The sequence below is a fragment of the Streptomyces sp. NPDC087440 genome, assembly GCF_044744005.1.
Lineage (GTDB): Bacteria > Actinomycetota > Actinomycetes > Streptomycetales > Streptomycetaceae > Streptomyces.
Genome location: NZ_JBIUXN010000013.1, coordinates 85,480 through 105,948 on the forward strand (window position 1 = coordinate 85,480; position 20,469 = coordinate 105,948).

Sequence of the window (20,469 nt, forward strand, 5' to 3'; positions counted from 1 at the left end):
AGGTCCGCCTTCCCCTGTGGTCGCGGCCCACACCACCCATCAGACTGAGCTTCATGACACCTGTCACAGGAACCGAAGAAGACCGGACGACGCGCGCGTACGACGTGGTGGTGCTGGGCGCCGGGCCGGTGGGCGAGAACGTCGCCGACCGGGCCCGCGCGGGCGGGCTGAGCGTGGCCGTCGTCGAGTCCGAGCTGATCGGCGGCGAGTGCTCGTACTGGGCGTGCATGCCCAGCAAGGCGCTGCTGCGCCCGGTCGCCGCCCGGGCCGACGCCCGCCGCGTACCCGGACTGCAGCAGGCCGTGCAGGGCCCCCTGGACACCTCCGCCGTGCTCGCGCACCGCGACGACTACACCTCGCACTGGAAGGACGACGGCCAGGTCGGCTGGCTGGAGTCGATCGGCGCGGACATCCACCGGGGCCACGGCCGCCTCGCGGGCGAGAAGAAGGTCGTGGTCGAGGGCCCGGACGGCACCCTGACCACGCTCACCGCCCGACACGCCGTCGCCGTGTGCACCGGCACCCGGGCCGTCGTCCCCGACCTGCCCGGCATCGCCGACGCCAAGCCGTGGACCAGCCGCGAGGCGACCAGCGCGCAGGCGGTTCCCGGGCGACTGGTGGTCGTCGGCGGGGGAGTGGTCGGCGTCGAGATGGCCACCGCCTGGCAGGCCCTCGGCTCGCAGGTCACCGTGCTGGTGCGGGGCGAGGAGGGGCTGCTGCCGAGGATGGAGCCCTTCGCGGGCGAGCTGGTCCGGGCGGCGCTCGAAGAGGCCGGGGCCACGGTCCGTACCGGAGCGTCGGTGTCCGCCGTGCACCGCGACGGGGCGACGGTCACCGTCACCCTCGACGGCGGCGACACGATCGAGGCCGACGAGATCCTCTTCGCCGTGGGCCGCGCTCCGCGCACCGACGACATCGGCCTGGACTCCGTCGGCCTGAAGCCCGGTTCCTGGCTCGACGTGGACGACAGCTGCCGGGTCACCGGCTCGGACTGGCTGTACGCGGTCGGCGACGCCAACCACCGGGCGCTCCTCACCCACCAGGGCAAGTACCAGGCCCGGATCGCCGGTGACGTCATCGCCGCCCGGGCGCAGGGGCACACCGTGGACACCGCCGCGTGGGGCGCGCACTCCGCGACCGCCGACCACGACGCCGTGCCCCAGGTGGTCTTCACCGACCCCGAGGCCGGATCGGTGGGCCTGACCCTCGCGGAGGCCGAGCGGGCCGGACGGCGGGTGCGCGCCGTCGACTACGACATGGGCTCGGTCGCGGGAGCCGGCCTGTACGCCGACGGCTACACGGGCCGCGCCCGCATGGTCGTCGACCTCGACACCGAGACCCTCGTCGGCGTCACCTTCGTCGGCCCCGCGATCAGCGAGCTGGTGCACTCGGCGACGGTGGCCGTGGTGGGCGAGGTGCCGATCGCGCGGCTGTGGCACGCGGTTCCCTCCTACCCGACGATCAGCGAGGTGTGGCTGCGGCTCCTGGAGACGTACCGGGGCTGAGCGAGACGCAGCGAGGCTGTCCGTGACGCAGCGGGGCCGAGGAGCGACCGGCGGGCGGATGTGCGAATGAAGCTCCTCTTGGGGGCCACTTAAGAAAACCTCGATGGACGCGGCGGCCGCAGATCGGCAGATTGGAGCCCACAGACGATCACCATGGACATTCCGTGGCGCATCGCCATGGAACGGCGCCGTCCGCGCGCCGCCGTCACGTACTACCTCCAGGAGCCACAGCCATGCGAGCACTCGTCAAGCACAAGGCCGAGCCCGGGCTGTGGCTCATGGACGTCCCCGAGCCCGAGACCGGTTCCGGCGACGTGCTCATCAAGGTGCTGCGCACCGGCATCTGCGGCACCGACCTGCACATCCGCAACTGGGACGGCTGGGCGCAGCAGGCCGTGACCACGCCCCGCGTGCTGGGCCACGAGTTCGTCGGCGAGGTCGCGCACGTCGGTGCGGACGTCGCGGACATCAAGGTGGGCGACATCGTCAGCGGCGAGGGCCACCTGGTGTGCGGCAAGTGCCGCAACTGCCTGGCCGGCCGCCGCCACCTGTGCCGGGCCACCGTCGGCCTCGGCGTCGGCGTGGACGGCGCCTTCGCCGAGTACGTCGCGCTGCCCGCCTCCAACGTGTGGGTGCACCGTACGAAGGTGGACCTCGACGTCGCGGCGATCTTCGACCCGTTCGGCAACGCCGTGCACACCGCGCTGTCCTTCCCGCTGGTCGGCGAGGACGTCCTGATCACCGGTGCGGGCCCGATCGGCATCATGGCCGCCGCCGTCGCCAAGCACGCGGGCGCGCGCAGCGTCGTCATCACCGACGTCAGCGAGCCGCGCCTGGAGCTCGCCCGCAAGGTCGGCGCGACGCTGGCCGTCAACGTCGCCGAGTCGTCCATCGCCGAGGCACAGCACAAGCTGGGCCTCAAGGAGGGCTTCGACATCGGCCTGGAGATGTCCGGCCGCCCCGAGGCCATGCGCGACATGGTCGACAACATGACGCACGGCGGCCGCATCGCCATGCTGGGCCTGCCCGCCGAGGAGTTCGCCGTCGACTGGGCGAAGATCGTCACCTCGATGATCACGGTCAAGGGCATCTACGGGCGTGAGATGTACGAGACCTGGTACGCGATGACGGTCCTGATCGAGGGCGGCCTGGACCTGAGCCCCGTCATCACCGGTTCGTATGGCTACCAGGACTTCGAGGCGGCCTTCGACGAGGCGGCGACCGCGAAGAGCGGCAAGATCATCCTCAACTGGGAACAGTGAGCCGGGGGCCCGGTCCGCCCCGGCCGGGCCGCGTCCCCGCAGCTCGCCCCGTCCCGCCCGACACCCCGAACCCCTAGGGAGCCCACCCCTCATGTACGCGTCCGTCCGTGACGAACTCCGCGCCACCCTCGACGAGATCCGCGAGGCGGGCCTCTTCAAGCCCGAGCGCGTCATCTCCAGCCCGCAGAGCGCCACCGTCGGGGTCACCGCCGACGGCTCGCAGGCGGACGTCCTCAACTTCTGCGCCAACAACTACCTCGGCCTCGCCGACCACCCCGAGGTCGTCGCCGCCGCCAAGGACGCCCTGGACCGCTGGGGCTACGGCATGGCGTCCGTGCGCTTCATCTGCGGCACCCAGGAGATCCACAAGGAGCTGGAGGCCCGCCTCTCGTCCTTCCTGGGCCAGGAGGACACGATCCTCTACTCCTCCTGCTTCGACGCCAACGGCGGCGTCTTCGAGACCCTCCTCGGCCCCGAGGACGCCGTCATCTCCGACGCCCTCAACCACGCCAGCATCATCGACGGCATCCGCCTCTCCAAGGCCCGCCGCCACCGCTACGCCAACCGCGACCTGGCCGACCTGGAGAAGCAGCTCCAGGACACCCAGGACGCCCGCCGCCGCCTCATCGTCACCGACGGCGTCTTCTCCATGGACGGCTACGTCGCCCCGCTCGCCGAGATCTGCGACCTGGCCGACCAGTACAACGCCATGGTCATGGTCGACGACTCGCACGCGGTCGGCTTCGTCGGCACGGGCGGTCGCGGCACCCCCGAGCTGCACGGCGTGATGGACCGCGTCGACATCATCACCGGCACCCTCGGCAAGGCCCTCGGCGGCGCGTCCGGCGGCTACGTCGCGGCCCGCGCCGAGATCGTCGCCCTGCTGCGCCAGCGCTCGCGCCCGTACCTCTTCTCCAACTCCCTCGCCCCGGTCATCGCCGCCGCCTCCCTCAAGGTCCTCGACCTGCTGGAGTCCGCCGGTGACCTGCGCGAGAAGCTCGCCGCGAACACCAAGCTGTTCCGTACGAAGATGACCGAGGCCGGATTCGACATCCTCCCCGGCGACCACGCCATCGCCCCCGTCATGATCGGCGACGCCGCCGAGGCGGGCCGCATGGCGGAGCTGCTCCTGGAGCGCGGGGTGTACGTGATCGGCTTCTCGTACCCGGTGGTGCCGATGGACAAGGCGCGCATCCGCGTCCAGCTGTCGGCCGCGCACTCCACCGAGGACGTCGAGAGGGCGATTGCGGCATTCGTCGACGCTCGGGCGACACTGGCTGGGTGATCGACCCCAGACGGCTCCGCATTCTGAGGGCCGTGGCGGACCACCGTACGGTGACCGCCGCGGCCTCCGCGCTGTACCTGACCCCCTCCGCCGTGTCCCAGCAGCTCAACGCGCTGGAGCAGGAGACCGGGCACACCCTGCTGATCCGCAGCGGCAAGGGGGTGGAGCTGACGGCGGCGGGCGAGATCCTGCTCGCCCACACCCACGCCGTCCTCGCCCAGCTGGAGCGCGCCGAGGCCGAACTCGCCGACTACGCGGGCGGCGTCGCGGGCGAGGTCACCGTGGTCTCCTTCGCCACCGGCATCGCCGAGGTCGTCGCCCCCGCCGTGGGCCGCCTGCACGCCCTGCACCCCGGCATCACCATGCGGGTCTGGGACGCCGAGGGCGACGAGAGCCTCCCGCTGGTGCTGGGCGGCAAGGCGGACGTGGCGGTCGCCGTGGACTACCGGGGAGCGCCCCGCGAGGACGACCGCAGGCTGGCGCGGGTGCCCCTGTACGCCGAACCGTTCGACGCGGTGCTGCCCGCCGCGCACCCCCTGTGCGCGCACCCGGAGGTGGCGCTCGCCCGGCTCGCCGACAGCGACTGGATCGGGCCCTACCCGGGCAACCCCTGCCACGACATGGTGCTGCTGGCCTGCGAGCTGGCCGGTTTCCAGCCGCGCCTGAAGCACTCCTCCGACGACTTCCGTGCCGTCGTGGCGCTCGCGGGCGCCGGTGCCGGTGTCGCGCTCGTGCCGCGTTCCGCCCTGCTGGGGATGGAGCTGAAGGACGCTGTCGTACGTCCCGTCGCGGGGCCTGCGGCGACCCGCCGGGTGTTCGCCGCCGTACGGCGAGGGGCCGACGAGCACCCGTTGATCCGGCCGGTGCTGGACGCCCTGGTGGCTTCGGCGGCGGGGCTCGCGACGGGGTGACGGGCCACTGCCCGACGGTGTTCCCGGTGGTGCTCCTGTGCAGCGGAAGGGTCAATTCCCTTGATGGGCACACTCGTTCGGGTTGTGTTCAGGGAATCGGTTGACCGCAAGTCCGGTTGAGGTTTTAGCGTTCATCGTGTTCCCCAGCCGCCACGGCCGACGGGACGGGAAGAACGTCGGACCCACGCACGCCGGAGGCACCCCGTGGACATGGAAGTCACCGCCTGGACATCGATGCACAGCGTCATGACCGCGGAGCAGGACAAACGTCCCTTCTCCAAGGCCACGCTGCGCCGCATCACCGCATTCGCCGCACCCCACCGGACGAAGATCATCCAGTTCCTGGTGCTCAGCGTGATCACCGCCCTGCTCGCGGTCGCCACCCCGGTGCTCGCCGGGCGGGTCGTGGACGCCATCGTCAAGGGCAACCAGACCGGGACCGTCACCCGGCTCGCCCTGCTCATCGCCGTGATCGCCGTCGCCGAGGCCGGACTCGCCCTCGCGACGCGCTGGCTGTCCTCGACCCTGGGCGAGGGGCTGATCCTCGACCTCCGTACGGCGGTCTTCGACCACGTGCAGCGGATGCCGGTCGCCTTCTTCACCCGCACCCGCACGGGCGCGCTGGTGAGCCGGTTGAACAACGACGTCATCGGCGCCCAGCGGGCCTTCTCCAACACCCTCTCCGGCGTCGTCTCCAACCTGGTCACCCTGCTGCTCACCCTCGCGGTGATGCTCAGCATCTCCTGGCAGATCACGCTGTTGGCGCTGGTCCTGCTCCCGGTGTTCGTCGTGCCCGCCCGCCGGATGGGCTCCCGGATGGCCAGGCTCCAGCGCGAGGCCGCCGGGCACAACGCCACCATGGGCACGCAGATGACCGAGCGCTTCTCCGCCCCCGGCGCGACCCTCATCAAGCTCTTCGGGCGGCCCGCCGACGAGTCCGCCGAGTTCGCCGCCCGCGCCCGGCGGGTGCGGGACATCGGGGTGCGCACCGCCATGGTGCAGTCCACCTTCATCACCGCCCTCACCCTCGTCTCCGCCCTCGCGCTGGCCCTCGTCTACGGGCTCGGCGGCTTCTACGCCCTGCGCGGCAGCCTCGACCCGGGCGCCGTCGTCGCCCTGGCGCTGCTGCTGACCCGGCTGTACGCCCCGCTGACCGCCCTGGCCGGGGCCCGCGTCGAGGTGATGAGCGCGCTGGTCAGCTTCGAGCGGGTCTTCGAGATCCTCGACCTGAAGCCGCTGATCGCCGAGAAGCCGGACGCCCGGAAGGTCCCCGAAGGGCCGGTCTCGGTCGAGTTCGACAACGTCACCTTCGGCTACCCGTCCGCCGACAAGGTCTCCCTCGCCTCCCTCGAAGACGTCGCCGTCCTCGACAACCGGGGCGGCACCGACGTCCTGCACGACGTCTCCTTCCGCGCCGAACCCGGCCAGATGATCGCCCTCGTCGGCTCCTCCGGAGCGGGCAAGTCCACCATCGCGCAACTGCTGCCCCGGCTGTACGACGCGGACGCGGGCACCGTGCGCATCGGCGGCGTCGACGTCCGCGACCTGAGCGCCGACTCCCTGCGCGGCACGCTCGGCATGGTCACCCAGGACGGCCACCTCTTCCACGAGTCCGTCCGCGCCAACCTCCTGCTGGCCCGCCCCGAGGCCACCGAGGACGACATCTGGGACGCCCTGCGCCGCTCCCGCCTCGACGGGCTCGTCGCCTCCCTGCCGGACGGCCTGGACACCGTGGTGGGGGAGCGCGGCTACCGGCTCTCCGGCGGCGAGCGCCAGCGCCTCACCATCGCCCGCCTGCTCCTCGCCCAGCAGCGCGTCGTCATCCTCGACGAGGCCACCGCCCACCTGGACTCCACGTCCGAGGCGGCCGTGCAGGAGGCCCTCGCCGAGGCCCTGGACGGGCGGACCGCCGTGGTCATCGCGCACCGGCTGTCCACCGTGCGGGCCGCCGACCAGATCCTCGTCGTGGAGGACGGCAGGATCGTCGAACGCGGCACCCACACCGAACTGCTCGCCGCCGGCGGCCGCTACGAGCAGCTCCACCGCACCCAGTTCGAGCGCCCCCGCACCGAGGAGGCGACGGACCCGGTCCACTGAGCAGGCACCCGGCCGACGCGGCCTGCGGCATCGCCCGGACGGGCCGGTGCCGTTCGGGCGCAGGGCGCAACACAAAGGGGCGGGAGCGGCACGACAGTGCCTCTCCCGCCCCTCCGGCGCCGGTGCTACTCGCCGATGTCCTCGTTCCACAGCTCCGGCTTCGCCGCGATGAAGTCCTTCATCATCTGCACGCACTCCGGGTCGTCCAGCTTGATGATCTCCACGCCGTGCTCGGCCAGCCAGTCGTGCCCGCCGTGGAAGGTCTCCGACTCGCCCACGATCACTCGCGAGATGCCGAACTGGCGCACCAGGCCCGAGCAGTACCAGCACGGCGACAGGGTCGTCACCATCGTGGTGCCCCGGTACGAGCGCTGCCGCCCGGCGTTGCGGAAGGCGGAGGTCTCCGCGTGCATCGACGGGTCGCCGTCCTGCACCCGGAGGTTGTGGCCCCGGCCGAGGAGCGTGCCGTCCGCGCCGTAGAGGGCGGCGCCGATCGGGATGCCGCCCTCGGCGAGACCGGCCTTGGCCTCCTCGACGGCGGTCGCCAGCCACTGACGGGCCTGGTTGTCGTCCATGGTGCTTCTCCTAGCGCTCTGTACGGGGTGGTGGTTACGGCCGGCGAGTGTCGCGGCGGCGCAGTGCCGCGTACAGCACCGCCCCCACCACGAAGCCCACCAGGCAGGTCAGGTCACCGACGGCGGGCCAGGTGGCGGGCACCCAGCCGACGTACACCGTCTGGTTCGAGAACAGCGGCACCGACACCGCGAAGCCCACCAGCAGGGCGATCAGCCCGGCTCGCTCGCGGTACGAGGTGTCCTGCATCCGGCGCATCAGCTCACGGTCCGGGGTGCTGCCGCGCAGCCACTGCTCGGCCAGGACGACGCCCAGCCACGGGGCGATCCAGTACGCGATGACCAGCAGGAAGTGCTCGAAGGCCGCACCGGCGTCGGCCAGCGACAGCCAGCCCGCGACGGTGCCGACCGCACCGACGAGGGCGACCAGCGTGGCGCGCCCCATCCAGCGCGGCAGACGCAGCGACAGGGACGAGATCGACACGGCGGCCGAGTAGACGTTGAGGGTGCTCGCGGCCATCGCGCCCAGGATGATCGCCACCAGGGTGAGGTTCGCGAGCCAGCCCGGGAGCTGCGCGGTGAACGCGCCCGTGGGCGTGGCCCCGGCGGGCGCCAGGACCGTACCGGAGGCGGCGCCGATCACGGACACCACCGCGATCGACACGAACAGCCCGAGCCCGGAGTACAGCCGTGTGCGGCGCACCGGCGTCTCGGCGGGCAGGTAGCGCGAGTAGTCGGAGGCACAGGGGTTCCAGCCCGCCGTGAAGCCGAAGCAGGCGCTGAAGGCCAGCAGGAAGCCGCCGAGGCCGCCGCCGTGCCCGGACGAGGAGCCCAGGTTCGCTCCCTGGAAGATCCAGACGCCCGCCAGCAGGAAGACGCCCGCCAGCACCGGGAAGGCGTACCGCTCGAAGCGGTGCACCAGGTCGTGGCCGACGTACCCGATGACGATCTCCAGGACCACCAGGATCAGCAGGCTCGGCAGCGGCGGCAGGCCGGTCAGCGAGTTCAGCGCGAACGCGCCGCCGACGCTGTTGACGGCGAACCAGCCGATGCCGGCGACCGCCGCGTTGACGCCCGAGGGCACCGCGTTCCCGCGGTATCCGAACGACAGCCGGCCGAGCACCATCTGCGGGACGCCGAAGCGCGGGCCGTCCGCCGAGAGCACCCCGTGCGCCAGCGAGCCGAGGCCCGCGCCGAGCACCAGCGCGGCGACCGCCTGCCAGAAGCTCAGCCCGAAGGCGACGACCGACAGCACACCGATGTAGAGCGTCGCGAAGCCCACCTGCGGCGACGCCCAGGTCCACAGCAGCTGACGGGGGTTGCCGTGACGCTGTTCACGGGGGACGGGTTCGGCGCCGTGCGCCTCGACGGCGATGACGGGCGCCGCGCTGGGAGAAGTGGACATGAGCCTTTGGGGGGTGCGAGGGGCCAAGGGAGCGGGCCGCGCGCACACGGGCGGGCCCGTACTAGTGTGCGGCACCCGGTGCGGTGCGGCTGACCTGGGGCCTTGGAGGTGGAATGTGATCTTCCGCTTCCTTCGAAGACCCTGGCCGTTCCCCTCGTGCCGGTCAGGACAGCCCCCGGCCGCCCTTCCCCTCCTCGTACGTCAGCTGCTTGACCCGGCGCAGCACGGGCGTGCACTCCACGTGCTGCACCCCCTCCAGGCGGCCGATCTTCTCGCTGAGGTACGTGTAGAGGGCCTCGGTGTCCCGGTTCAGGACCACGGCCAGGACGTTGCACGGTCCGGCGGCGGCGCTCGCGAAGGCCACCTCGGGATGCGTCGCCAGGGCGGCCCCGACCGTGGCCAGCGCGGACGGTGCCGCGGTGATCCACAACAGGGCGGCGCTGGTGTGCCCGATGCGCTCCGAGTCGAACTGCACGTCGACGAAGAGCGCCCCCGACGCCTGCAACGCGTCCAGCCGCCGCCGCAGCGCGGACTCCGAGCGTCCCGTCGCCTTCTGGAGCTCCGCGAAGGTGGCCCGGCCGTCCCGCTCCAGGGCGGCGACCAGGGGTTCGTCGTCCGGCGTGATGCGGGCGCTGCCGTCCGCCTCGTACCGCGGACGCAGCGCCTCGGCCTGGTCGGGCGCGAGCGCGTCGCTCTTGCGCAGCCAGCCCTCGGGGCCGCCGTAGAAGCGGTGCAGCAGTTGGTACGCGCGGATCTCGACGATGCGGGGCGTGCGCGGCAGCTTGCCGAGCAGCAGTTCCTCGTGCTCGCCCCGGGTGCGGGCCCGGGTCATGCAGCCGATCTCGGTGCCCCCGGAGGTCAGCGCGATCCAGGCGGTGTCGGAGCGGCGGGCCAGCGCGCGGGCGATGGTGTCGGAGGAGTCCGGCGTGCAGCGCAGCCGCAGCATCCACGACTCCTGGCCGTGCACGACGTGGTCGCGGACGCCCACCACCCGCACCTGCCCCTCCGTGCACAGCCGCCTGAAGCGGCGGGCGACCGTCTGGTCGGAGACCCTGAGAACGGACGCGATCCGGCTGAACGAGGCGCGGGCGTCGACCTCCAGGGCGTGCAGCAGCTGCCGGTCCAGCTCGTCGAATCCGTGGGATTCCATCGTCCAAGTACCCCTGAGTGTCGGTTTCCGCCGTCGCTGGAGTGCTGGGTAGGAGATCCCGGCGTCCGGGGCCGATCGTACGGGAAGCCGGTCGACCTGTCCGGCGTCGTACCGGAAGGAACTGTGATCATGCGTAAATGGGGGCCGCTCGTGGCGGTCTGTCTGGGCACCTTCATGCTGCTGCTCGACGTGACGATCGTGATCGTCGCGCTGCCCGACATGGCGGGCTCGCTCGGTGCCTCGCTCTCCGAGCTCCAGTGGGTCATCGACATCTACGCCCTGGCCCTCGCCGCGCTGCTGCTCGGCGCGGGCGCGGCGGCCGACGTCACGGGCCGGCGCCGGATGTACGCGGCCGGGACCGCCGTCTTCGCGCTGGCCTCGCTCGCCTGCGGACTGGCGTCGAGCCCGGCCCTGCTGATCGCGATGCGCGGCCTGCAAGGGGTGGGCGGTGCGGCGATGTTCGCGACCACGCTTTCCCTGCTCGGCAGTGCCTACCAGGGCAAGGACCGCTCCGTCGCGCTCGGCGTGTGGGGCGCGGTCAGCGGCGCGGCCGCCGCGATAGGCCCGGTGCTCGGCGGGGTGCTCACCCAGGCCCTGGACTGGCGGTGGATCTTCTTCGTCAACCTTCCGGTGAGCGCGCTCGCGATCGTGATGACGCTGCGCTCGGTGCCCGAGTCGAAGGCACAGGGCGGGCGGCGCGTCGACCTGGCGGGCACGGTCGCCTTCGCGCTGTTCGCCGGAGCACTCACCTTCGCCGTCGTCCGGGCGGACGCCGAGGGCTGGGCGTCCGCGCCGACCCTGGCGACGCTCGCCGTCGCGGCCCTCGCGCTGGCCGTCTTCGTGGTCGTCGAGCGGCGTGCCGCGCACCCGCTGCTCGACCTGCGACTGCTGCGCAGGCCCTCCTTCGCCGTGGTGATGCTGGCGGCGCTGGCGTTCAACGCGGCGGCCTTCGGCGTGCTGCCGTACACCTCGATCTGGCTGCAGACGCTGCTGGGGCTGAGCCCGGTGCGCGGCGGGCTCGTGGTGCTGCCGCTCGCGGTGGCGTCGTTCCTGGTGGCGGCGGTCGGCGGACGGCTGCTGCACGGGGTGTCGCCGCGCCTGGTGATCGGCGGCGGACTGGTGCTCATCGGCGGCGGCACCCTGGCGCAAGGGGTGCTGGACGCGAACTCCGGGTGGGGCGTCCTGGTGCCGGGGTTCGTGGTCACCGGCATCGGCGTCGGTCTGGTGTCACCGGCACTGGCGGGAGCCGCACTGGCCTCCGTGCCGCCGCGCAACGCCGGAATGGCGGGCGGCGCGGTCAACACCTTCCGCCAACTCGGCTACGCGCTCGGCGTCGCCGTCTTCGGCACCGTGCTCACCGCCCGCATGACGGACTCCCTGCACGGGGCGACCGCGGACGCACAGGAGGCCGCGCACGTCCTCGCCGGAGGCGGAGCCGCCGCCCTGCGCGGCCGTGTCCCCGACGAGGCGCTGTACGCCGCCTTCGCCTCCGGACTCGACGGGGCGGCCCTCGTTGCGGGGGCGGCGGGCGTGCTGGCCGGAGTCGCGGTGCTGGTGTTCCTGCGGCCCGCCGCAGCCACCCGGCCGGGGCCGGATCCGGTACGGGCTCCCGTGCATACGGGCTGACCTGCTGCGAAGGAGGACGCCGCCGGACGGGGGAGGCGACCCCGCGTCCGGCGCAGGGGGTTAGCCTGAACCCACAATGAATCGTTTGACGACGCCCTGGGGCGTGTCCGCACTCGCCCGCTTCCCCGAGGACCCCCGCGACACGCTGCGCGCGTGGGACGCCGCCGACGAATACCTCCTGCGGCATCTGGCGGGCTCCGACGACGTCCCGCCCACGGATCTGACCGGCAGTGTCGTCGTCCTGGGCGACCGGTGGGGCGCGCTCGTCACCGCACTGGCCGCGCACCACCCCGTACAGATCACCGACTCCCACCTCGGCCACGAAGCGACCCGCGCGAACCTCGCGCGCAACGGCGCGGACCCGGACTCCCTGCGCCTGCTGTCGACCCGGGACACCCCGCCCGAGCGGATCGACGTCCTGCTCGTCCGGGTGCCCAAGAGCCTGGCGCTCCTGGAGGACCAGCTGCACCGGCTCGCCCCCGGCATCCACGAGGGCACCGTCGTCATCGGCACCGGCATGGTCAAGGAGATCCACACCTCCACGCTGCGCCTCTTCGAGCGGATCATCGGCCCCACCCGCACCTCCCTCGCGGAGAAGAAGGCCCGCCTGATCTTCTGCACGCCCAGCGCGACCCCCGAACGCACCACCGACCCGTGGCCGCTGACGTACACCCTGGACGGCGACGCGGGCGCCGGCTCCGGGATCACCGTCACCAACCACGCCGGAATCTTCTGCGCCGAGCGCCTCGACATCGGCACCCGGTTCTTCCTCCAGCACCTGCCCCCGGGCACGGACCCGGCGCGCATTCTGGACCTCGGCTGCGGCAACGGGGTCGTCGGCACGGCCGCCGCGCTGGCCCGCCCCGGGGCCGAGGTGCTGTTCGTCGACGAGTCGTACCAGGCGGTGGCCTCGGCGGAGGCGACGTACCGGGCGAACGTGCCCGAGGGCGGCAAGGCCGAGTTCGCCGTCGGCGACGGCACCGCGGGCATCCCCGCCGATTCGGTCGACCTGGTGCTGAACAACCCGCCGTTCCACTCCCACCAGGCGACCACCGACGCCACGGCCCGGCGCATGTTCGCCGGGGCGCGCGAGGTGCTGCGCCCCGGCGGAGAACTGTGGGTGGTGGGCAACCGGCACCTCGGCTACCACGTGCGGCTGCGCCGCCTCTTCGGGAACTGCGAGGTCGTCGCGAGCGACCCGAAGTTCGTGGTGCTGCGCGCCGTCAAGAACTGACGGCGCGCAGCACCCGGGTCAGGCCTTCCCCAGCAGCAGGACCCGGGTCAGACCTTCTCCAGCGCGTCGAAGTCGCCCGACAGGGCGGCTGCCGTCCGCAGGTACGGCCCGGCCTCCTCGTGCCGCCCCTGGCGCTCCAGGGTGCGCCCCAGCATCAGCTGCGCGTAGTGCTCGACCGGGCAGCCGTCGAGCACCGCCCGCAGCTCCGTCTCGGCCTTGCCGAGCTGGGCGGAGTGGTAGTACGCACGGGCCAGCAGCAGCCGCGGCGAGGTCAGCTCCGGGGCCTCGTCGACCAGGGAGCGCAGCACGCGCGCCGCCTTGTCGTACTCCTTCGCGTCGAAGAACAGCTGCGCACGGTCCCAGCGCTCGGCCTCGGTGCCCTGCTGGTAGTACGCGTCGTTGAGGTTCACCTGCACGTTCACGTGGGGCCTTTCTTCCTTCGGGCGACGCCGTCCCCGCGGGGCCGGGTCACCGGGTGTGTGCCGTTCACTCCCCCCAACACACACGGTTGGTTGAACATTCCACTACGGGTGCGCGGGGCACCCGTACGGTCCCCCCGGACGGGCGCCCCTCCCGCCCCCGGGCTGCAATGGACCCATGACGGCGCCCCCGGACGACTGCCTCGCCCGCAACGACTGGATCTGCGGCGCCTACCTCTCCAGCCGCCGCGAGATCCTCTGGGACGCGGTGCTCCAGCACCTCCAGCTCACCGTCGTGTCCGTGCTGCTCGGGCTGGTCATCGCGCTGCCCCTGGCGATCGCCGCCCGCCGCTGGCGCTGGGCGGCGGCCCCCGTCCTCGGGCTGACCACCGTGCTCTACACCATCCCCTCGCTGGCGATGTTCTCGCTGCTGCTGCCGGTGTACGGGCTCTCCGCGTCCCTGGTGATCGCCGGGCTCGTCCTGTACTCGCTCACCCTTCTCGTCCGCAACCTCCTCGCCGGACTGCGCTCCGTGCCCGAGGAGACCCGGCGGGCCGCGCGCGGCATGGGGTACGGGCCGGTCCGTCTCCTGCTCGCCGTCGAACTGCCGCTCGCGCTCCCCGCCGCCATGGCGGGCCTGCGCATCGCCACCGTCTCCGCGGTCTCCCTGGTCACCGTCGGTGCGATCGTCGGCCACGGCGGCCTCGGCAACCTCATCTACAGCGGCATGAACACCTACTTCAAGGCACAGGTGCTCACCGCCTCCGTGCTCTGCGTGATCATCGCCATCGCCGCCGACCTGCTCCTGCTGGGCGCACAGCGCCTGCTCACCCCCTGGACGCGCGTATGAACACCCTCACCGCCGCCTGGGACTGGCTCACCAGCGCCGCGCACTGGAACGGCGACGGCGGCATCTGGAGCCGCCTGGGCGAACACCTCTTCCTCACCGTCGTCTGCCTCCTGCTCAGCTGCCTGGTCGCCCTGCCGATCGCCCTCGTGCTGGGCCACCTCGGCAAGGGCGGGGCGCTCGCCGTCAACATCTCCAACGTCGGCCGGGCGGTCCCCACCTTCGCCGTGCTGGTCCTGCTGCTGCTCACTCCGCTGGGCACCCGGGGGGAGTGGCCGACGATCATCGCGCTGGTGCTGTTCGCGGTGCCGCCGTTGCTGACCAACGCCTACGTCGGGATGCGGGGCGTGGACCGGGACACCGTACGCGCCGCCCGGGGGATGGGGATGACCGGCCGCCAGCTGATGTTTCACGTGGAACTTCCGCTCGCCCTGCCGCTGATCCTCACCGGTGTACGGATCGCCGCCGTGCAGCTCGTGGCGACGGCCACCCTCGCCGCGCTCGCCGGGGGCGGGGGACTGGGGCGGATCATCACCGCCGGGTTCAACCTCGCCAGCACACCACAAGTGGTGGCAGGGGCCGTACTGGTGGCCGTCTTCGCCCTGCTGGTGGAAGGGCTCTTCGAAGTGGCGCAACGTCTTGCGCCCAACTGGGCGAGAGGGAGGGCCGGATGAGACGGCGACGGTACGGGGCCGCTCTGCTGCTCCTCACGACGACGGCCACCGCCTGCGCCACCGGACCCTCGCTGGAGAACCGGGGCGAGGTCACCGCCGCCCCCGGCGACAGCCGGGACCTGACCATCGGCTCGGCGGGATTCACCGAGAGCGACCTGCTGGCCCAGATGTACGCCCTGCTCCTGGACCGCGCCGGATACCGGACCTCCCTCCTGTCCGTCACCAACCGGGAGCTCTACGAGCCCGCCCTGGAGAGCGGCCAGATCGACGTCGTCCCGGAGTACGCGGCCACCTTCGCCGACTGGCTCAACGCCAAGAAGAACGGAGCCGACGCCGCCCCCGTCGGCTCACCCGACCTGGACGCCACCATGAAGGCCCTGCGCGGCCTGGCACAGCCGCGCGGGCTGACCGTGCTGGATCCGGGCCGGGCCGTCGACCAGAACGCCTTCGCGGTCTCCGCCTCGTACGCCGCGAAGCACAACCTCACGACGCTCTCCGACCTGGGGAAGTCGGGGCTGCCGGTGCGGCTGGCGGCGGGCGACGAGTGCGTGCAGCGCCCCTACTGCGAGCCCGGGCTGAAGAAGACGTACGGGATCAACATCACCGCCGTGGACCCCAAGGGCGTCGGCACCACCCCCGCCAAGCAGGCGGTGCAGAGCGGGCAGGACCAGATGGTGCTGACCACCACCACCGACGCCACCCTCGACGCGTTCGGCCTGGTCCTGCTGAAGGACGACAAGCACCTCCAGAACGCGGACTACATCGTGCCGGTGGTGAACAGGGCTCGGGCGGGCTCCGAGGGCGTCACCAAGGCGCTCGGCAAGCTCAACACCGTACTGACGACGGAGGATCTGGCCTCGCTCAACCAGCAGGTGGACAGCTGGCGGCGGCTGCCGCAGGACGTGGCCAGGGCCTACCTGGAGTCCAAGCGGCTGATCTGAAGGAGCCGTTCGGCGTCGTCGAGGGCGAGCCGGGCGGCCAGGATGCGGTCGTGCACCCCGAACGCGTCCAGCGGGTCCGCGTCCTGGTCCGGAGCCCCGTGCGGCTCCGGCAGTTCATCGGCCTTGCGCTCGGCGAGGTCGGAGTCGCGGGCCTGCTCCAGGGAGTTGATGACGACGCCGATCAGCAGGTTGACCAGCAGGAACGAGCTGAGGAGCACGTACGAGCCGTAATAGGCCAGCGACCAGGGGGAGATGAGCAGCCCGGCGTGCACCGCGTCGCCCAGGCCGTCCAGCGACATCAGGATGAACAGGGTCACCACGGCCCGGCCCAGCGAGCCGTAGTGCCCGGGGTCGGAGGCGGAGAAGCACAGCCAGCCCACCATCGCGTACACGTACAGCAGCAGCGTGCCCACCATCAGGAAGCTGACGGTGCCGGGCAGGCACTTGCCCAACGCGGTCACGATCACCCGGAGTTGCGGCAGGAAGCGCGCCGTGCGCAGCACCCGGAAGAGCCGCAACAGGCGCAGCAGCGTGGTGTTGTCGCCGGTGAGCGGGAGGAAGGCGAACAGCACCACGGCGGCGTCGAAGACGTTCCACGGATTGCGGAAGAAGTCGCCCGGCCGGTCCGCGTGCGCGGCGGCGCGCAGCAGGACCTCCACGGTGAACACCGCCAGGAAACAACCCTCCAGCACCGAGAGGGGGTCGTGCCAGCGCTCCGCGAGCCCCGCGTACGTCTCGACGCCCAGCAGTACGGCATTGGCGAGGATCGCGGTCATCACGAGGGCCGAGAACACGGGGGCGTCGACGAGGCGGCCGGCCCGGTGCGACAGTGCCTTGCGCCAGGTCCCGCGCAGTGCGGGAGAGACGCGGATTCCGCGATGCATATTGGTCATGAGGTCGAGTCCGCCCGGCAAAGTGTGTGAGGAGACAAAGGTCGTCCCAGCCCTATCCGAGGGCCACACCGTTCACACCGGACCCGGTGCTTCTCATCACTGCGGCGGACGGCGTGCACACCTGCGCGAGTAAGCCCCCGGCGCGCCGATACGCCCCCCGGGCGCCCAGTGCGGCTACGCGTCCGCGACCGAGTCGAACGCCACCTCGTGCGGCTGGACGCCCAGCAGGTCGGCGTCCACCGAGCGGCGCAGCGCCTCGTGCAGCTTCACCGGGGTGAGCACACCCACCAGCCGCGCCCCGTCCAGGACCGCCACCCACCCGGCGTCCCACTGGAGCATCTCGCTGAACGCGTGCTTCAGCGGCGCGCCCATCGGCACCCACGCGTTCATCCGGCGCGCCAGGTTCCCCACCACCAGGTCGTCCGAACCCACCCGGGCCAGGTCGTCGGTGGACACCCAGCCGTGCAGCTCGCCGCGCTCGTTGAGCACCACCGCCCAGCGGGCGCCCTCCGCGCGCAGCCGGACGGCCGCGGACGCCACCGGCTCGTCCAGGCGGGCGCGCGGCGGCTCCTGGAGGTCGTCGGGCTGGATGGCGGTCACCGACAGCCGCTTCAGGCCCCGGTCGGCGCCCACGAACTGGGCCACATAGGGGGTGGCCGGGGCGCCGAGCACCGCCGCCGGTGTGTCGAACTGCTCGATGTGCCCCTGCCCGTACACGGCGATCCGGTCGCCCATCCGGACCGCCTCCTCGATGTCGTGCGTCACCAGCAGCACGGTCTTGCGGACGGTCGCCTGGAGGCTCAGGAACTCGTCCTGGAGGCGCTCGCGGACCACCGGGTCGACCGCGCCGAAGGGCTCGTCCATGAGGAGCACGGGCGGGTCGGCGGCCAGGGCGCGGGCCACCCCCACGCGCTGGCGCTGGCCGCCGGAGAGCTGCTCGGGGTAGCGGGACCCGTACACGGAAGGGTCGAGGCCGACCAGGTCGAGCAGTTCGGCGGCCCGGGCCCGCGCCTTCTCCTTCTTCCAGCCGGTCAGGAAGGGCACGGTGGCGGTGTTGTCGAGGATGGTGCGGTGCGGGAAGAGGCCGACCTGCTGGATGACGTACCCGATGCGGCGGCGCAGCTTCACCGGGTCGACGGACGCGATGTCCTCGCCGTCCATCAGGATGCGGCCCGAGGTCGGTTCGATGAGCCGGTTGACCATCATCATGGTGGTCGTCTTGCCGCAGCCGGACGGGCCCACCAGGGTGACCAGTTCGCCCTCGGCGACCTCGAAGTCCAGGCCGTCGACGGCGGTGGTGCCGTCCGGGTACACCTTGCTGACCTGCTCGAACCGGATCATGTACGCACGCTAGGCGCGCGCGGGGCTGCGCGCACACGGGCCGGGACCGACCGGGTGGGACGGGAGGGTGCCGGGAGGACCCGAGCGGCAGTGTGCTGAACTGATCGCAGACGATCGTCACAGGAAGTGAGCAGGAGCGAGAGTGCCCAGTTATCGCCAGCCCGGTACCGTCCTCACCGACCACCGCTTCACCGTGCCCCTCGATCACGCCGACCCCTCCGGCGAACAGATCGAGCTGTTCGCCCGCGAGGTGGTGGCCGCCGGACGCGAGGGCAGCGACCTGCCGTGGCTGGTCTACCTGGAGGGCGGCCCCGGCTTCGGCGCCCGCCGTTTCGTCGGCCAGGGCGCCTGGCTCGGCCGGGCGCTGCGCGAGTTCCGGGTGCTCCTGCTCGACCAGCGCGGCACCGGCCTCTCCAGCCCCGTCAACCGGCAGACCCTGCCGCTGCGCGGCGGCCCCCACGCCCAGGCCGATTACCTGGCGCACTTCCGGGCCGACTCGATCGTCCGCGACTGCGAGACCATCCGCCCCCTGCTGACCGGCGGCGCCCCCTGGACGGTGCTCGGCCAGAGCTTCGGCGGATTCTGCGCCACCCACTACCTCAGTGCCGCCCCCGAGGGCCTCGCCACCGTCCTCATCACCGGCGGCCTGCCCTCGCTGCACGCGCCCGCCGCCGACGTCTACCGAGCGGCCTACCCGCGCGTCGAACGCAAGGTCGCCGCGCACTACGCGCGCTACCCGCAGGACGTCCGGCGGGCCCGCGACATCGCCGCCCACCTGGCCGCCCACAAGACGATCACCCCCAGCGGGTACACGCTCACCCCCGAAGCCTTCCAGTCGCTGGGCCTGGGACTCGGCGTCGACGGCGGCAGCCACCAACTGCACTACCTGCTGGAGAACGCCTTCGTGCAGACCTCCGAAGGGCCCGCCCTGTCGGACGCCTTCCTGGAGAACGTGCAGGCCTCGCTGTCCTTCGCCGGACACCCCCTGTACGCCCTCCTGCACGAGTCGATCTACGGACAGGACCAGGAGCCCACCGCCTGGGCCGCCGAGCGGGTGCGCGCGGAGTTCCCCCGCTTCGACGCCGCCACAGCACTCGCCGGGGACGGACCGCTGCCGCTGACCGGCGAGACCATCCACCCCTGGCACTTCGAGGTCGACCCGGCGCTGCGCCCCCTGCGCGAGACCGCCGAACTCCTGGCCGCGCGCACCGACTGGACCCCGCTGTACGACCCGGCGCGCCTGGCCGCCAACGAGGTGCCGGTCGCCGCCGCCGTCTACCACGACGACATGTACGTCGACACCGCGCACTCCCTGCAGACCGCCCGCGCGATCCGGGGCCTGCGCACCTGGGTCACCGACGAGTTCGAGCACGACGGGGTGCGGGCGGGCGGCCCGCGCGTGCTGGACCGGCTGCTGGCGCTGGCCCGCGACGAGATCTGAGCCGGGGAAGACCCCGGGGCGGGGCGGCGGCGCGAACTGGTCGCCGCCCGCCCGGGGTTGATGTCAGTGCCGCGACTTATCCTGCGCGTATGACTACAGCAATGCCGTTCGATCAGCTCCAGCCCATGCCGGAGGACTGGCAGCGGGCCCTCGCCGTCGTCGCGCACCCCGACGACCTGGAGTACGGCTGCGCGGCCGCCGTCGCCGGGTGGACGGACGCCGGACGCGAGATCACGTATGTCCTCGCCAGCCGCGGCGAGGCCGGAATAGACACCCTGGAACCGGCCAAGTGCGGTCCGCTGCGCGAGCAGGAGCAGCGGGCGAGCGCGGCCGTCGTCGGGGTGTCCGAGGTCGAGTTCCTCGACCACCGCGACGGGGTGATCGAGTACGGTCCCGCGCTGCGCCGCGACATCGCCGCCGCCATCCGCAGGCACCGCCCCGAACTGATCATCACCCTCAACCACCGGGACACCTGGGGCACCAGCGTCTGGAACACCCCCGACCACCTCGCCGTCGGCCGCGCCACCCTGGACGCGGCGGGCGACGCGGGCAACCGGTGGATCTTCCCGGAGCTCACCGAGCAGGGCCTCCAGCCCTGGGACGGGGTGCGCTGGGTCGCCGTCTCCGGCACCGTCTCGCCCACGCACGCCGTCGACGCCCGGCCGGGCCTGGAGCGCTCGGTGCTCTCCCTGCTCGAACACCGGGCGTACATCGAGGCGTTGACCAACGAGGACCCCGAGCAGTACTGCCGCGGATTCCTCACCGCGAACGTGGAGGCCAACGCCCAGCGCTTCGGCGGGATACCCGCCGTGGCCTTCGAGGTCTTCCACCGCTGAGCCGACGCCCGTGAACCCTGTTGCGCCTTT

18 protein-coding genes are annotated in these 20,469 nt (G+C 72.3%); 12 read left to right on the top strand and 6 right to left on the bottom strand.

All coding sequences use genetic code 11. The annotated features are described in order from the left end of the window. The first annotated feature begins 53 nt into the window (after positions 1-53). The 5 genes from ACIO3O_RS24595 to ACIO3O_RS24615 all read left to right on the top strand — a co-directional run bounded on the left by ACIO3O_RS24595 (position 54) and on the right by ACIO3O_RS24615 (position 7,060). Entirely contained in the window at positions 54-1,505 is a 1,452-nt protein-coding gene (locus tag ACIO3O_RS24595) for a dihydrolipoyl dehydrogenase family protein (RefSeq protein WP_401749260.1), read from the top strand. Between the two features lie 233 nt (positions 1,506-1,738). Next, complete coding sequence (gene tdh / locus ACIO3O_RS24600; RefSeq protein WP_401749262.1) at positions 1,739-2,767, top strand: L-threonine 3-dehydrogenase; 1,029 nt, start codon at positions 1,739-1,741, stop codon at positions 2,765-2,767. A gap of 91 nt (positions 2,768-2,858) precedes the next feature. Next, complete coding sequence (locus ACIO3O_RS24605; protein ID WP_401749264.1) at positions 2,859-4,052, top strand: glycine C-acetyltransferase; 1,194 nt, start codon at positions 2,859-2,861, stop codon at positions 4,050-4,052. Then, positions 4,049-4,963, top strand: a complete 915-nt coding sequence (locus tag ACIO3O_RS24610; protein WP_401749266.1) for a LysR family transcriptional regulator — start codon at positions 4,049-4,051, stop codon at positions 4,961-4,963. The genes ACIO3O_RS24605 and ACIO3O_RS24610 overlap by 4 nt, the downstream gene beginning before the upstream one ends. 204 nt (positions 4,964-5,167) lie before the next feature. Next, positions 5,168-7,060, top strand: coding sequence for an ABC transporter ATP-binding protein (locus tag ACIO3O_RS24615; protein ID WP_401749268.1), 1,893 nt, complete (start codon positions 5,168-5,170; stop codon positions 7,058-7,060). A gap of 125 nt (positions 7,061-7,185) precedes the next feature. On the opposite strand, the gene ACIO3O_RS24620 is transcribed toward ACIO3O_RS24615, so the two are convergent. The 3 genes from ACIO3O_RS24620 to ACIO3O_RS24630 all read right to left on the bottom strand — a co-directional run bounded on the left by ACIO3O_RS24620 (position 7,186) and on the right by ACIO3O_RS24630 (position 10,187). Beyond that, entirely contained in the window at positions 7,186-7,635 is a 450-nt protein-coding gene (locus tag ACIO3O_RS24620; protein ID WP_401749270.1) for a nucleoside deaminase, read from the bottom strand. Between the two features lie 34 nt (positions 7,636-7,669). Continuing rightward, positions 7,670-9,037 (bottom strand): purine-cytosine permease family protein, encoded by a 1,368-nt coding sequence (locus ACIO3O_RS24625; protein ID WP_401749272.1) that lies wholly within the window; start codon positions 9,035-9,037, stop codon positions 7,670-7,672. A 163-nt stretch (positions 9,038-9,200) separates the two neighbouring features. Then, positions 9,201-10,187 (bottom strand): Lrp/AsnC family transcriptional regulator, encoded by a 987-nt coding sequence (locus tag ACIO3O_RS24630; RefSeq protein WP_401749274.1) that lies wholly within the window; start codon positions 10,185-10,187, stop codon positions 9,201-9,203. Between the two features lie 129 nt (positions 10,188-10,316). On the opposite strand from ACIO3O_RS24630, the gene ACIO3O_RS24635 reads away from it, so the two are divergent. Together ACIO3O_RS24635 and ACIO3O_RS24640 are read left to right on the top strand one after the other, a co-directional pair. Next, positions 10,317-11,813 carry an MFS transporter gene (locus ACIO3O_RS24635; protein ID WP_401749276.1) on the top strand — a complete coding sequence of 499 codons (1,497 nt, stop codon included), beginning with the start codon at positions 10,317-10,319 and terminating at the stop codon, positions 11,811-11,813. A gap of 76 nt (positions 11,814-11,889) precedes the next feature. Then, positions 11,890-13,047 carry a methyltransferase gene (locus ACIO3O_RS24640; protein WP_401749278.1) on the top strand — a complete coding sequence of 386 codons (1,158 nt, stop codon included), beginning with the start codon at positions 11,890-11,892 and terminating at the stop codon, positions 13,045-13,047. 47 nt (positions 13,048-13,094) lie between these two features. Here ACIO3O_RS24640 and ACIO3O_RS24645 read toward each other — a convergent pair whose 3' ends face one another. Further along, complete coding sequence (locus ACIO3O_RS24645) at positions 13,095-13,469, bottom strand: tetratricopeptide repeat protein (RefSeq protein ID WP_401749280.1); 375 nt, start codon at positions 13,467-13,469, stop codon at positions 13,095-13,097. A 175-nt stretch (positions 13,470-13,644) separates the two neighbouring features. On the opposite strand from ACIO3O_RS24645, the gene ACIO3O_RS24650 reads away from it, so the two are divergent. From ACIO3O_RS24650 to ACIO3O_RS24660, 3 genes are read left to right on the top strand one after another with little or no spacing between them, the layout of a single operon-like run. Continuing rightward, the gene (locus tag ACIO3O_RS24650) at positions 13,645-14,316 is read left to right on the top strand and encodes an ABC transporter permease (protein ID WP_401749282.1); all 672 of its coding nucleotides are present in this window, start codon (positions 13,645-13,647) and stop codon (positions 14,314-14,316) included. Further along, complete coding sequence (locus tag ACIO3O_RS24655) at positions 14,313-14,987, top strand: ABC transporter permease (protein ID WP_401749284.1); 675 nt, start codon at positions 14,313-14,315, stop codon at positions 14,985-14,987. The genes ACIO3O_RS24650 and ACIO3O_RS24655 overlap by 4 nt, the downstream gene beginning before the upstream one ends. Then, positions 14,984-15,928 carry an ABC transporter substrate-binding protein gene (locus ACIO3O_RS24660; protein WP_401749286.1) on the top strand — a complete coding sequence of 315 codons (945 nt, stop codon included), beginning with the start codon at positions 14,984-14,986 and terminating at the stop codon, positions 15,926-15,928. The genes ACIO3O_RS24655 and ACIO3O_RS24660 overlap by 4 nt, the downstream gene beginning before the upstream one ends. Here ACIO3O_RS24660 and ACIO3O_RS24665 read toward each other — a convergent pair. Continuing rightward, positions 15,901-16,821 (bottom strand): ion transporter, encoded by a 921-nt coding sequence (locus tag ACIO3O_RS24665; RefSeq protein ID WP_401749288.1) that lies wholly within the window; start codon positions 16,819-16,821, stop codon positions 15,901-15,903. The two genes, ACIO3O_RS24660 and ACIO3O_RS24665, sit on opposite strands and share 28 nt — an antisense overlap. Before the next feature lie 174 nt (positions 16,822-16,995). Further along, the gene (locus ACIO3O_RS24670) at positions 16,996-18,162 is read right to left on the bottom strand and encodes a betaine/proline/choline family ABC transporter ATP-binding protein (protein WP_401749290.1); all 1,167 of its coding nucleotides are present in this window, start codon (positions 18,160-18,162) and stop codon (positions 16,996-16,998) included. Between the two features lie 142 nt (positions 18,163-18,304). Between ACIO3O_RS24670 and ACIO3O_RS24675 the strand changes: the two genes are divergently transcribed. Continuing rightward, entirely contained in the window at positions 18,305-19,603 is a 1,299-nt protein-coding gene (locus ACIO3O_RS24675) for an alpha/beta fold hydrolase (protein WP_401749292.1), read from the top strand. Between the two features lie 89 nt (positions 19,604-19,692). After that, the gene (locus ACIO3O_RS24680) at positions 19,693-20,439 is read left to right on the top strand and encodes a PIG-L deacetylase family protein (protein ID WP_401749294.1); all 747 of its coding nucleotides are present in this window, start codon (positions 19,693-19,695) and stop codon (positions 20,437-20,439) included. Positions 20,440-20,469 lie beyond the last annotated feature (30 nt).

Excerpts from the sequence above, each read along its gene's own strand:
- ACIO3O_RS24595 (WP_401749260.1), top strand. The coding sequence starts at position 54 with ATGACACCTGTCACAGGAACCGAAGAAGACCGGACGACGCGCGCGTAC.
- tdh (WP_401749262.1), top strand. The coding sequence starts at position 1,739 with ATGCGAGCACTCGTCAAGCACAAGGCCGAGCCCGGGCTGTGGCTCATG.
- ACIO3O_RS24605 (WP_401749264.1), top strand. The coding sequence starts at position 2,859 with ATGTACGCGTCCGTCCGTGACGAACTCCGCGCCACCCTCGACGAGATC.
- ACIO3O_RS24620 (WP_401749270.1), bottom strand. The coding sequence starts at position 7,635 with ATGGACGACAACCAGGCCCGTCAGTGGCTGGCGACCGCCGTCGAGGAG.
- ACIO3O_RS24625 (WP_401749272.1), bottom strand. The coding sequence starts at position 9,037 with ATGTCCACTTCTCCCAGCGCGGCGCCCGTCATCGCCGTCGAGGCGCAC.
- ACIO3O_RS24630 (WP_401749274.1), bottom strand. The coding sequence starts at position 10,187 with ATGGAATCCCACGGATTCGACGAGCTGGACCGGCAGCTGCTGCACGCC.
- ACIO3O_RS24635 (WP_401749276.1), top strand. The coding sequence starts at position 10,317 with ATGCGTAAATGGGGGCCGCTCGTGGCGGTCTGTCTGGGCACCTTCATG.
- ACIO3O_RS24640 (WP_401749278.1), top strand. The coding sequence starts at position 11,890 with ATGAATCGTTTGACGACGCCCTGGGGCGTGTCCGCACTCGCCCGCTTC.
- ACIO3O_RS24650 (WP_401749282.1), top strand. The coding sequence starts at position 13,645 with ATGACGGCGCCCCCGGACGACTGCCTCGCCCGCAACGACTGGATCTGC.
- ACIO3O_RS24655 (WP_401749284.1), top strand. The coding sequence starts at position 14,313 with ATGAACACCCTCACCGCCGCCTGGGACTGGCTCACCAGCGCCGCGCAC.
- ACIO3O_RS24660 (WP_401749286.1), top strand. The coding sequence starts at position 14,984 with ATGAGACGGCGACGGTACGGGGCCGCTCTGCTGCTCCTCACGACGACG.
- ACIO3O_RS24665 (WP_401749288.1), bottom strand. The coding sequence starts at position 16,821 with ATGACCAATATGCATCGCGGAATCCGCGTCTCTCCCGCACTGCGCGGG.
- ACIO3O_RS24670 (WP_401749290.1), bottom strand. The coding sequence starts at position 18,162 with ATGATCCGGTTCGAGCAGGTCAGCAAGGTGTACCCGGACGGCACCACC.
- ACIO3O_RS24680 (WP_401749294.1), top strand. The coding sequence starts at position 19,693 with ATGACTACAGCAATGCCGTTCGATCAGCTCCAGCCCATGCCGGAGGAC.